This is a genomic window from Pseudomonas sp. Pdm06 (genome assembly GCF_014851795.1).
Lineage (GTDB): Bacteria > Pseudomonadota > Gammaproteobacteria > Pseudomonadales > Pseudomonadaceae > Aquipseudomonas > Aquipseudomonas fluorescens_AA.
This window is the reverse complement of the sequence record NZ_JACVAH010000004.1, coordinates 492,392-504,181: the sequence shown is the minus strand read 5'-3', so window position 1 is coordinate 504,181 and position 11,790 is coordinate 492,392. Positions and strand designations below refer to the sequence as shown.

The following is an 11,790-nucleotide window of genomic DNA, read 5'->3' as shown; positions in this document are numbered from 1 at the left end:
GCTTGCTCGCGAAGACGGCGATACATTCAACATTGATGTCGACTGACACTACGCCATCGCGAGCAAGCTCAGCTCCCACCATTTGACCGAGTACCTTTGAGGGAACGCAGTCGACTGTGGGAGCGGGCTTGCTCGCGAAGACGGCGATACATTCAACATTGATGTCGACTGACACTACGCCATCGCGAGCAAGCTCAGCTCCCACCATTTGACCGAGTACCTTTGAGGGAACGCAGTCGACTGTGGGAGCGGGCTTGCTCGCGAAGACGGCGGTACATTCAACATTGATGTCGACTGACACTACGCCTTCGCGAGCAAGCCCGCTCCCACAAGGGATTGCGGGTTAGCCATAGAAGGGTGGGCGCTCGGGCAGCTCGACCTTGACGATCTGCCCGCTCTGCTGCGCTTCGACACAGGCATCCGCCGCCACCGCCGCGGCAAACCCATCCCAGGCCGATGGCCCACCCACTTGCCTGGCACGCACACCATCGATGAAGGCCTGCAACTCGACGTCATAAGCGGCGATGAAGCGGTCCTTCCAATCCATCAGGATCGCATTGGACAACTTGGCGCCGCTGCGCAGTTGCACCTGGGACGGCTCCGGCAGCTTGGCGATGCCGGTCTCCCCCACCACTTCGCACTGGATGTCATAGCCGTACTGGCAATTGACGAACACCTCGACGTCGATGCGTGTGCCCCGGGCGGTTTCCAACAGGACGATCTGCGGGTCCCGCAAATGAGCCAGGGCCTTGCTGGTCTTGCGTGGGAACACCACCTGCACCGACACGTAGTCATCGGCCAACAACCAGCGCAACACATCCAGCTCGTGGATCAAGGTGTCGGTGATCGCCATGTCGGTCTTGTAGTTCTCGCCCACGCTCGGGTTGCGGTGGGCGCAGTGCAGCATCAGCGGCTCACCGATCTGGCCGCTGTCGATCACCGCCTTGAGCGCCCGATAGCCTTCATCGTAGGGCCGCATGAAGCCGACTTGCACCAGGCGCTTGCCATGGGCCACTTCGGCCTCGACGATCTTGCGGCAACCTTCGGCCGTGACCGCCAGGGGTTTTTCACAGAACACCGGTTTGCCCGCCGCAATCGCCGCCAGCACGAATTCTTCATGGCTCGGGCCCCAGGAGGTGACAAGGATCGCCTCCACGTCCGGCGCCTTGATCAACGCATGGCCGTCAGGGTAGACCTCGGCGGTCAGCTTGAGATCGGCCACGACCTTGGCCGCTTGTTGCAGGTTGATGTCGGTCACCGCCACCACCTGGCTGTTGAGCAAGGTCTGGCTGCAACGACGGATATGGTCCTGGCCGATGGCCCCGGTGCCGATGACGCCCAGCTTCAAAGACATGTAGAACTCCTTTCGTAGGGTTGGGGCAATCAGTATTGACGGGCCTTGGCCAGTCGTTCATTGAGGGTCTTGGCGACGGCATCGGTGCGGGCGCTGGTGGAGACTTGCGCCACGCCGACCCGCCACCACGACAGGTATTTGTGGATCATGGTCTTGGGCAAAACCTTGATGTCGATCAGCGTCGAGACGCTCTGGCGCCGCGCATCGGCCAGGGCCGCGTGCAGTTCGTCGAGGGTCCTGACCTTGTAGGTCTTGCAGCCATAGGCCGCGGCACTCATGGCAAAATCCACCGGCACGAAGGCGCCGTCGAGCTTGCCGGTCTCGGGGTTGCGAAAGCGGAACTCGGTGCCGAAGCTGTCCATGCCGTGTTCCATTTGCAGGTTGTTGATGCAACCGAACGTCATGTTGTCCAGCAGTACCACATTGATCTTGCGGCGCTCCTGGATCGAAGTCGCGAGCTCCGAGTGCAGCATCATGTACGAACCGTCGCCCACCAACGCGTAGACCTCTTTGTCGGGCTCGGCGAGTTTCACCCCCAGCGCGGCATTCACCTCATACCCCATGCACGAATAACCGTATTCGACGTGATAGGTGTCCACGCCCTTGCTGCGCCAACTGCGCTGCAAGTCGCCGGGCAGGCTGCCAGCGGCGGCGACGATGATGGCGTCATCCGCCAAGGTTTCGTTGAGCGTGCCCAGCACCCGGCTCTGAGTCAGGCAGGAACCGGTGAGTTCGATGAATTCGCGAAACACCGCCGGGTCCATGTGGTCGTTGATTTCCGGGACGAAATCCTCGGCCTGGAAGTCCGCCTGATAGACCCGGTCCACTTCCGCGTCCAGTTGCGCCTTGGCGTCGGCGATCTGCCCGCCCCATTCGGCGCGATAGTCACCCATCGCGGTCGACAAGGCCTCCAGCCCCGAACGGGCATCGGCCAACAGTTGCACACCATCGAGCTTCAAGGCATCGCACGGGTTGATGTTGAGGTTGAGGAACTGCACATCGGGGTGCTGGAACAGCCATTTCGACGCGGTGGTGAAATCACTGTAGCGCGTGCCGATGCCAATGATCAGGTCGGCTTTCTTGGCCAGCAGGTTCGCCGCCAGGCAACCGGTCTCGCCGACACCGCCGACGTTCAGCGGGTGGCTGGACACCACGGCGCTCTTGCCGGCCTGGGTCTCGGCGAAAGGAATGTCGAAGCGCTCGGCAAAGGCCTGCAACGCGGCGTTGGCACCGGAGTAGCGCACCCCGCCGCCACAGATGATCAACGGTTTGCGCTTGCCCTTGAGCAGCGCCAGGGCATCGCTGAGCATCGCTTCGGTGGCCGGGCGGCGGTCGATGCGGTGCACGCGTTTTTGCAGGAAGTAGTCCGGATAATCGTAGGCTTCGGCCTGTACGTCCTGGGGCAGCGCCAGGGTCACCGCGCCGGTTTCAGCCGGGTCGGTCAGCACGCGCATCGCCTGGATCGCCGCGGTCATCAACTGCTCGGGGCGGTTGATGCGGTCCCAGTATTTGCTCACGGCCTTGAACGCATCGTTGGTGCTGATGCTCAGGTCGTGAAACTGTTCGATCTGCTGCAGCACCGGGTCCGGCTGGCGACTGGCGTAGACATCGCCGGGCAATAGCAGCAGCGGAATGCGATTGGCCGTGGCGGTGGCTGCGGCGGTCAGCATGTTCGCCGCGCCGGGGCCCACCGACGAGCTGCAGGCGTAGATCTTGCGCCGCAGGTGCTGCTTGGCGAACCCGATGGCGGCATGGGCCATGCCCTGCTCGTTGCGCCCCTGATGGACCACCAGGTCGCCGCTGTCCTGCTCCAGCGCCTGGCCCAGGCCCAGCACGTTGCCGTGGCCAAAAATGGTAAAGACTCCGGCGACGAACTTGCTCTGGACGCCATCGACCTCGATGTACTGGTTATCGAGGAATTTCACCAGGGCCTGGGCCATGGTCAGTCGTGTTGTGGTCATGCTTGCACCTTTTCAAACGCAACTCGGTCAAGTGTGGGAGCGAGCTTGCTCGCGATAGCGGTGTGTCAGGCGACGCATGCATTGATTGGGGCGCCGTCATCGCGAGCAAGCTCGCTCCCACAAGGGGTTCTCCATCATTCAGGAAGTCGGGTCAGGCCTGTGAGCTTTGCAGGTGATTCATGCTCGCCCCCAACGCCTGGCGAATATCGGCCAGTTCATGGACGCTCTCGGCAAACGGTTCGAAGGACAGGTAGCCCTCGTAGCCCCCAGCCCGCAGCGCCTCGATCTGCGCGGCATTGCCGAGAATGTCAGCGGCGCCCACCAGCACCCGGTGACCGTCGCGAATCGTCGCCAAGGGCGCCTGGGCATCCTCGACGCCGGAGATGTGCACCAGCCCGGTCAGTTCGGGAAAGAACGCCTGCTCCCCCGCCAGATGATGGTGAAAGGTGTCGTGCACCAGGCGGAACACATCCAGCCCGCCGATGGCCTGGATCGCGTCCACTGCCGTGCGCTTGCGCCGCAGCGAGCACTCTTCGAAACCCAGAGGCTCGATGAAACCGTAGATGCCAAAGGCGCGCAGGATCGGCGCCAGCTCACTGAGGGCGGTACGCAGCCCCGCCGCCCGTTCAGCCTCGCTGCGCGGGTCGGCGCGGTCGTTGAGCGGGCACATCACCAGCCCCTCGGCGCCGCATTCACGGGCGTAATCGACCAGCCGCACGGCCTGGGCACGACGCTCTTCGTTCCACACATCGAAGGGGTACAGGGCGTTGATCGACAGCACCTTGATGCCGCGAGCCTCGCACAACTCTCGTACCTGGGCCGGCGGCATGCCGTCTTCGATCTCGACGCCCTTGAGGTCGTTGCGGATCTCGATGGCATCGGTTTTCAACGCCAGGGCCAAGTCGATGAATTCGGGCAGTGACAGGCGTGGGGCAACCATTCGGTTCAAAGCAAAACGCAGGGGCTTGTTCATTGTTGTTCTCCCTCCGGCACTTGTAAAAAACGGGTTATTGGGCAGTCGGCATGCTGAATTCAGGACCCTTGGCGATGCTGTCGGGCCAACGCTGCATCACGCTTTTGTAGCGGCTGTAGAAACGCAGCCCTTCTTCGCCGTAGGCATGGTGATCGCCGAACAGCGAACGCTTCCAGCCACCAAAGGAATGCCAGGCCATGGGCACCGGAATCGGCACGTTGATCCCCACCATGCCGACCTTGATGCTGCGGGCGAACGCCCGGGCGATGCCGCCGTCACGGGTGAAGCACGACACGCCGTTGCCAAATTCATGGGCGTTGATCAGCGCCACCGCCGTGGCGAAATCCGGTACACGGACGATCCCCAGCACCGGGCCGAAAATCTCTTGCTGGTAGATGCTCATCCCGGCGGTGACCTGGTCGAACAGCGTCGCGCCGACAAAGAACCCCTGCTCGGCCCCCGGCACCTTGAAACCACGGCCATCGACGATCAGGCGCGCGCCCTCGGCCACGCCGGCGTCGATGAAACCTTCCACCTTGGCCTTGTGCTCGGCGGTGACCAACGGCCCCATGTCGGTGCCGGGCTGCTGGCCGTTGCCGATCTTCAGTTGATCAATACGGGGTAACAGTTTGGCAATCAATTCATCCCCCACATCACCCACCGCCACGGCGATGGAAATCGCCATGCAGCGTTCACCGGCCGAGCCGTAGGCCGCCCCGATCAACGCATCCGCGGCTTGGTCGAGATCGGCGTCGGGCATGACGATCATGTGGTTCTTCGCCCCGCCCAGGGCCTGGACGCGCTTGCCCTGCGCCGTGCCTTGCTGGTGGATGTACTCAGCGATCGGTGTGGAGCCGACAAAGGAAATCGCTTCGATGTCCGGGTGCTGCAACAGCGCATCCACCGCCACCTTGTCGCCTTGGACGACGTTGAACACGCCATCCGGCAGGCCGGCTTCCGTCAGCAAGCGGGCCATCAGCAAACTGGCGGACGGATCACGCTCCGAAGGCTTGAGGATGAAGCAGTTGCCGGCGACCAGCGCCAGGGGAATCATCCACAAGGGCACCATCACCGGGAAGTTGAACGGCGTGACCCCGGCGCAAACACCCAGGGGCTGGCGCAGGTTCCAGTTGTCGATGCCACCGCCGATGTTGTCGCTGAAATCGGTCTTGAGCAGGTTCGGCGCACCGCAGGCGTACTCGACGATCTCGATGCCCCGGGTGACTTCACCGTGGGCGTCGGACAGCACCTTGCCGTGTTCACGGCTGATGATCTGCGCCAGTTCGTCATGATGCCGATCGAGCAATTCCTTGAACTTGAACATCACCCGCGAACGGCGCAGGGACGACTGCTCGGACCAGGCCGGGAACGCCGCCAGTGCCGAAGCCACCGCTGCGTCGACGGTACTTGGTTCGGCCAAGGCCACCCGGGCCTGCACCGCGCCAGTGGCCGGGTTGAAGACATTGCTCAGGCGCGCGTTGTCGCTGGCCTGAATTCGACCGTCGATGTAATGGCCTACTACCGGGGCGTCGCTCATTGCTTGTTCTCCCTGCGTATGTGTGGAGTCAGAGATCCAGCAGCCAGCTGTGCTGCGGATCGTTATGGAATTGCCAGACCCGCTTCGGGCCGGCCATGACGTTCAGGTAATACGACTCGTACCCGTAGGGCACACTGACCGGGTGATAGCCCTTGGGTACCACCACCAGGTCGCTGTTCTCCACGGCCATGGCCTGGTCGATGCTGCGGTCGTCGGTGTAGACCCGCTGGAACACGAACCCTTGGGACGGGTTGATCTGGTGGTAATAGGTCTCTTCGAGGAAGCTCTGGTGGGGCAGGTCGTCGGTGTCGTGCTTGTGCGGCGGGTAACTCGAGGAGTGCCCCGACGGCGTGCGCACCTCCACCACCAGCAGCGAATGGGCCGGTTCGCTGTCCGGTAGGATGTCGCAGACATAGCGGGTGTTGGCGCCCTTGCCGCGCACGCTGCGCTTCATGCTCTCCGGGCGGATCAGTCGTGGGCCGTATTCGTTACGCGCCGAACCCGGCGCGGCACACACCGCCACCTGCACATCGCTCAGGGCGGTGACCTGGGCCTGGCTGCCCGGTGGCAGGTAAGCGGCATAAGGTGACTTGTCCTCGAACACCGACTGGCGATCACCCAGGTTGTCCCAATCGAAGGCGCCCTGCCCCGGCGCTTCGCCCTTGAGGCTGATGCGCCCGCTGAGCAGCACCAGGCACAATTCCTTGTCGCCGGCGGCCACCGGTAGGGTTTCACCGAGGCTCAAGCGATAGGCGGCGAAGCCGACGTACTCCAGTTCTCCACGGGGCAACTGGACCATGGTCTGGCCCTCTGGATGGCTTTTGATCAACAGGCTCATGACGCACTCCTTTCCAGCAAGGCACGCAGAGTGTCGTAGCCCTTCTTGGCGTAGGCATAACTCGGCGCTACGGCAGGATCCTGCTCGGCTTCCACCACCAGCCAACCTTGGTAGTCGGCGGCCAGCAGCACATCGAGCAACGCGGCGAAATCGATATCGCCATCCCCCGGCACGGTGAAGGTGCCGTTGATGATGCAGTCGGGGAAGCTCCAGAGGTTATTGCGCGCCAGTTGCACCACTGGTTTGCGCACGTCCTTGAAGTGCACATGGCAGATCCGTTCGATGTGTTTGCGCAGCACCTGCAACGGTTCGCCACCGCCCATGTAGCAGTGACCCGAATCGAACAACAGGCCCACTTCGCTGCCGGTCAGGGCCATCAATTTGTCGATGTCCGCGGGCGACTCGACATAGGCGCCCATGTGGTGGTGGTAGGCCAGGCGCACGCCTTGGGACAAGGTGAAGCGCGCCAGTTCGGTGAGTTTGTCGGCGTAGGCTTGCCAGGCTTCGTCGGTGTGAAAACGCGGCCGCTCAACCAATGGAATGCGTTGGCCTTGAATGGAATCGGCGACCTCGCCATACACCAGCACGTTGGCGCCGTTCTGCGCCAACAGCTCGACGTGGCTGGCGATGGCGTCGATTTCCTCGGCCGCCGAGCGCCGGGCCAGGCGACTGGAATACCAGCCGGAGACCAGCGCCAGGTCGTACGGCCGCAGCACATCGCCGACGCCCTTGGCGTCCTTGGGGAACTTGCCGTTGAGCTCGAAGCCTTCGTAGCCGATGGCTTTGCCTTCACTCAGCGCGGTACTCAACGGCGTCTCGCCGCCCAACGATGGCAAGTCGTCGTTGCTCCAGGAAATCGGGTTGATGCCAATTCGAATAGCGGGCATGGCTGCACCTTTTATTGTTGTCTCTAAATGTTCAACCGATCACCTGTGGCGAGGGAGCTTGCTCCCGCTCGGCTGCGCCTGTAGGAGCTGCCGAGTGCAACGAGGCTGCGATCTCTCCACTACCAATTGAGTCGACAGCGAACGATCAAGATCAAAAGATCGCAGGCTTCGCCAGCTCCTACAGCGTCCAGCGGGAGCAAGCTCCCTCGCCACAAAAAGCCCGGCATTGCTATCACGCCCGCGCAGCACGCCAGGCCTCGATCAATTCCACAAACCGGCCCTGCACCTGCCGGATCAGCGTTTCATCGTCGATTTCCCCGGCCAGCCAGGCCCGGCTCGGTTCCTGGAAGATCGTGCGGCCCACGGCGAAACCGCGGCAGGTGCTGCTCTGGCTGGCCTGGCGAAACCCTTCGGCCAATGCGGCGGCCGGGGCGTTGAGGCCCAGCAGGACCACGCCACGGCAATACGGGTCGCGCTGTTGGATCAGCTCATCGAGCTGCTGCCATTCATCCGCGCCCTGGGCTTCGATCTTCCACCACGCCGGGAAGATACCCAGGTTGTAGAGGCGCTTGAGAGCGCGATAGAGCACGTCCGGATGCGGCGATGGATGATCCTTGGGCGGAATGACTTCCAGCAGCAATTCATGGCCGCTGGCCTGGGAGGCCTTGTACAGCCCCATCAATTGCGCCTCTTGCTCCAGGCGCAGCAGCGGTTCGTCGTCAGGGTGAAATTGCACCAGGCATTTGATGATCTGCTCCTGTGGCCAGGCGATCAGGTTGCTGCCAATGGAGCGCCCATGCTCGAAGGCCAGTGGCCGCGAACCCTGCACTTCCACCGGCCGCGCCACCCACCAGCCGCGGCCGGTGGCAGCGTTCAGCGAATCCTGGCCGAAGCGCTGGTCGGCCAGCAGACCGACGTCGGCCTCGATGCCCTGGTGCCGCAGGTCGGCTTCGACCCGTGCCACCGCCTGGATGAACAGTTGCTTGAGTTCGCCGATGCTGCTCAACTCGCGGCCGCCCTTCTGGGCCAGCTCCACCAGTTGTCCACGATGGTCGAAGGCGAAGATGAACAGCTGTTTCCAGGTCTTGCGGGGCACGCTGACCTGATGCAGGCGTTGCAGCACGACATCCTGGTCCGGCCGGGTGATGGGCACCGGGCTGTCGAACAAATAGTCGAGTTCGGCCCGGGTCGGCATTGCCGGGGCGCAGGCATGGCGCGACACCACCAGCCCACCGCAAGCATTGGCCAACTGGCAGCAGCGTTCATCGCTGGCGTCCTCCAGCCAGCCGGCGAGAAATCCGGACATGAACGCATCGCCAGCACCCAGTACATTCAAGACTTCGACCCGCACGCCAGGGTAAATGGCGCCGTCTTCGAGCCGGGCCGGAATGGCACCATGGATCACCGTGCAGCCCTGGGGGCCGAGCTTGACCACCAGGGTCGCCGCCGTCAGCGAGCGTACGGTACGCAACGCGGTCAACAGGTCTTCACTGCCGCCGGCGATGAGGAATTCTTCTTCGGTGCCGACGATCAGATCGAAACGCGGCAGGATGCTCTGCACGTGCTGGCTGACTTTCTGGTCGGCCACAAACCGCGTTTCGCCATCGGCCTTGCTCGCCAGGCCCCAAAGCACTGGTCGGTAATCGATGTCGAGGACCCGCTTGACCTGATGTTTTTGCGCATAGTCCAGCGCCTGGATACTGGCCTTGTAGACGCCGTCGGTGGAGAAATGCGTGCCGGTGATCAGCAAAGCCTTGCTGGAAGCAATGAAGGTTTCGTCGATGTCTTCGGCGCGCAGCGCCATGTCGGCGCAGTTCTCCCGGTAGAACACCAGGGGAAAGGTTTCCCGGTCCTTGATCCCCAGCAGGACCATGGCCGTCAGACGTTCGGGATCGACCTTGATGCCCCTGACATCGCAGCCTTCGCGGGCCAGGGACTCCACCAGGAAGCGGCCCATGTGGTCATCGCCTACCCGGCTCAACATCGCCGACCTGAGGCCCAGGCGCGCCGTGCCGAACGCGATGTTGGCCGAGGAACCGCCAAGGTACTTGGCGAAGCTCGAAACATCTTCCAGGCGCGCCCCGACTTGCTGCGCGTAGAGGTCGACGCCCAGGCGTCCCAGGCAGATCACATCCAATTGACGCCCACTGGCAAAACGAGTCTGGCCCATGCTGGCTCCTGTTATTTTTATCAGCCTGCGCTTGTCGCCGACACCGGCGCCAACGCTGTTGGTGAGTGCAGACTAAAACGAGCAGCGCGCAATAATCAATAATTATTCTATAAATTTTTTACGTGGAATATTTTTTCCAATACGCTATGACCCAAGCGAACCAGACGCAGTGCATCGTTTCAGCACCTGCTGCAACATTTGTCCGCCCATGATTTTCCCTGCGCCTACGCTGTAGACTGCGACCAGCCAACCTATTGTCGAGGGCCGGCCTTTTTTCGGGCCGCCCTATAAGAACAAGCCAGAAGGATTTTCTATGACCCGCCCCGATGATCTGCCGGCGCCGTCCGAGAGCGCGTCCGAACCCGCCCTCCCGAGCCCTCCGATCAATGCCGAGCGCCTGCTGCAACTGATCACCGACGAATACGAAAGCCTGCCGCGCCAGCTCAAACGCATCGCCAGCTACATGAGCCAGCAGAGCGACCGGATCATGGTCGACCGCATCAGTGACATCGCCCGGGAATGCGAAGTACACCCCTCGGCCATCGTCAGGTTTTCCCAGCGCTTCGGCTTCAGCGGGTTCAGCGAAATGCAGGCGTTGTTCCGCGAGGCCTACACCCACAAGACCACACCGGTACAGAACTACCAGCAGCGCATTCGCAGCATGATCGCCAACAAGTCGCAGAAAGCCAGCGGCGGCGACCTGGCCCGCGAGTGCGTCAACGCGACCCTGTCGGGCATCGAGCGCCTGGGGTTGGAGCTGGACGACCAGGCGTTCGAAAAGGCCGTGGACCTGGTGGTCAACGCCGACAACATCTATGTGGTGGGCGTACGCCGCTCGTTCGCGGTCGCCGATTACCTGGTCTACAACCTGCAACACACCAACAAACGCATTCACCTGGTGTCCGGCCTGGGGGGCAGCTACCGCGAGCAGATGCGCAGTGTGCGGGCCAACGACCTGGTCATCGCCATCAGCTTTACGCCCTACGGCAAGGAAACCCAGCACTGCCTGCGCATTGCCCAGCATCACCAGGCCAAGACCCTGATCATCACCGACAGCAACCTCTCGCCCCTGGCCAAGCGGGCCAACGCCGTGTTGCTGGTGAACGAAGGGAGTTCGTTCGCCTTTCGTTCGTTGAGCGCCACGTTGTGCCTGTGCCAGGCGTTGTTCATCGCCGTGGCTTACCGGCTGGAACTCAAGGTCGATGAAATCCATGAACAGGTCGGGTTCGAGGACTAACGCCCGCAGGATTTTCCGAAGGAGACGTCATGAAACTGATCGGCATGCTGGACTCGCCCTACGTACGACGCGTCGCCATTTCCGCCAAGTGCCTGGGGGTTGCCCTGGAACACGAGTCCGTTTCGGTGTTCAGGCATTTCGAACAATTCCAGCGCATCAACCCGGTGGTCAAGGCCCCGACCCTGGTGCTGGACGATGGCAACGTGCTGATGGATTCCACGTTGATCATCGACTACCTCGAGGCCTTGGCCGCGCCGGGCAAAAGCCTGATGCCGGTCGACAGTGGGCAACGGCTGCGCGCACTGCGCCTGATCGGCCTGGCCCTGGCGGCGTGCGAGAAGTCGGTGCAGATCTACTACGAACGCAACCTGCGGCCGACAGAAATCCAACACGCCCCTTGGGTCGAACGCGTGGAAGGCCAACTGGCGGCGGCCTATGGCATGCTCGAACAGGAACTGGTGAAACAGCCCCTGGCCACCGATGGCACACTCGATCAGGCGGGCATCACCCTGGCAGTGGCCTGGAGCTTCACCAACCTGGTGGTGCCGGACCAGGTGCAGGGCAAGTCATTCCCATCGATCAGCGCGTTCACCGCCTATGCCGAAGGGTTGGAGGCGTTTGTCAGCACGCCGATGGAATAAGCGCAGGATTCCGATTCACCCTGGATCCCTGTGGGAGCGAGCTTGCTCGCGATAGCGGTGTACCAGTCAGCAGGGATACTGCCTGACCTGACGCCATCGCGAGCAAGCTCGCTCCCACAGTTTGTCCCCGGATGTCTGCTGGATATGCACTCACCACAACTCCCACAGTTTGTTTCGGGGTGACTGCGGGAT

9 protein-coding genes are annotated in these 11,790 nt (G+C 62.5%); 2 read left to right on the top strand and 7 right to left on the bottom strand.

The genetic code is table 11. From position 1 onward, the window contains the following. Window positions 1-343 precede the first annotated feature (343 nt). The 7 genes from IB266_RS09990 to IB266_RS09960 all read right to left on the bottom strand — a co-directional run bounded on the left by IB266_RS09990 (window position 344) and on the right by IB266_RS09960 (window position 9,720). On the bottom strand, window positions 344-1,354 hold the full coding sequence (locus IB266_RS09990; protein ID WP_192261088.1) for a Gfo/Idh/MocA family protein: 1,011 nt from the start codon (window positions 1,352-1,354) through the stop codon (window positions 344-346). A gap of 29 nt (window positions 1,355-1,383) precedes the next feature. Further along, window positions 1,384-3,315 carry a 3D-(3,5/4)-trihydroxycyclohexane-1,2-dione acylhydrolase (decyclizing) gene (gene iolD, locus IB266_RS09985; protein ID WP_192261087.1) on the bottom strand — a complete coding sequence of 644 codons (1,932 nt, stop codon included), beginning with the start codon at window positions 3,313-3,315 and terminating at the stop codon, window positions 1,384-1,386. A 151-nt stretch (window positions 3,316-3,466) separates the two neighbouring features. Then, the gene (locus tag IB266_RS09980) at window positions 3,467-4,288 is read right to left on the bottom strand and encodes a TIM barrel protein (protein WP_192261086.1); all 822 of its coding nucleotides are present in this window, start codon (window positions 4,286-4,288) and stop codon (window positions 3,467-3,469) included. Window positions 4,289-4,322: 34 nt separating this feature from the next. Next, window positions 4,323-5,825: a CoA-acylating methylmalonate-semialdehyde dehydrogenase gene (locus tag IB266_RS09975; protein ID WP_192261085.1), complete on the bottom strand. Its 1,503-nt coding sequence runs from the start codon at window positions 5,823-5,825 to the stop codon at window positions 4,323-4,325. Between the two features lie 28 nt (window positions 5,826-5,853). After that, window positions 5,854-6,663, bottom strand: coding sequence for a 5-deoxy-glucuronate isomerase (gene iolB / locus IB266_RS09970; RefSeq protein WP_192261084.1), 810 nt, complete (start codon window positions 6,661-6,663; stop codon window positions 5,854-5,856). Then, window positions 6,660-7,550: a myo-inosose-2 dehydratase gene (gene iolE / locus IB266_RS09965; RefSeq protein WP_192261083.1), complete on the bottom strand. Its 891-nt coding sequence runs from the start codon at window positions 7,548-7,550 to the stop codon at window positions 6,660-6,662. The genes iolB and iolE overlap by 4 nt, the downstream gene beginning before the upstream one ends. Before the next feature lie 232 nt (window positions 7,551-7,782). Further along, entirely contained in the window at window positions 7,783-9,720 is a 1,938-nt protein-coding gene (locus IB266_RS09960; protein WP_192261082.1) for a bifunctional 5-dehydro-2-deoxygluconokinase/5-dehydro-2-deoxyphosphogluconate aldolase, read from the bottom strand. A gap of 313 nt (window positions 9,721-10,033) precedes the next feature. Here IB266_RS09960 and IB266_RS09955 point away from each other — a divergent pair, with 313 nt between their 5' ends. Next, window positions 10,034-10,957, top strand: coding sequence for a MurR/RpiR family transcriptional regulator (locus tag IB266_RS09955; protein WP_003202885.1), 924 nt, complete (start codon window positions 10,034-10,036; stop codon window positions 10,955-10,957). A 29-nt stretch (window positions 10,958-10,986) separates the two neighbouring features. Continuing rightward, window positions 10,987-11,598 carry a glutathione S-transferase gene (locus IB266_RS09950; protein ID WP_192261081.1) on the top strand — a complete coding sequence of 204 codons (612 nt, stop codon included), beginning with the start codon at window positions 10,987-10,989 and terminating at the stop codon, window positions 11,596-11,598. The last annotated feature ends 192 nt before the right edge of the window (window positions 11,599-11,790 follow it).

Excerpts from the sequence above, each read along its gene's own strand:
- IB266_RS09990 (WP_192261088.1), bottom strand. The coding sequence starts at position 1,354 with ATGTCTTTGAAGCTGGGCGTCATCGGCACCGGGGCCATCGGCCAGGAC.
- iolD (WP_192261087.1), bottom strand. The coding sequence starts at position 3,315 with ATGACCACAACACGACTGACCATGGCCCAGGCCCTGGTGAAATTCCTC.
- IB266_RS09980 (WP_192261086.1), bottom strand. The coding sequence starts at position 4,288 with ATGAACAAGCCCCTGCGTTTTGCTTTGAACCGAATGGTTGCCCCACGC.
- IB266_RS09975 (WP_192261085.1), bottom strand. The coding sequence starts at position 5,825 with ATGAGCGACGCCCCGGTAGTAGGCCATTACATCGACGGTCGAATTCAG.
- iolB (WP_192261084.1), bottom strand. The coding sequence starts at position 6,663 with ATGAGCCTGTTGATCAAAAGCCATCCAGAGGGCCAGACCATGGTCCAG.
- iolE (WP_192261083.1), bottom strand. The coding sequence starts at position 7,550 with ATGCCCGCTATTCGAATTGGCATCAACCCGATTTCCTGGAGCAACGAC.
- IB266_RS09960 (WP_192261082.1), bottom strand. The coding sequence starts at position 9,720 with ATGGGCCAGACTCGTTTTGCCAGTGGGCGTCAATTGGATGTGATCTGC.
- IB266_RS09955 (WP_003202885.1), top strand. The coding sequence starts at position 10,034 with ATGACCCGCCCCGATGATCTGCCGGCGCCGTCCGAGAGCGCGTCCGAA.
- IB266_RS09950 (WP_192261081.1), top strand. The coding sequence starts at position 10,987 with ATGAAACTGATCGGCATGCTGGACTCGCCCTACGTACGACGCGTCGCC.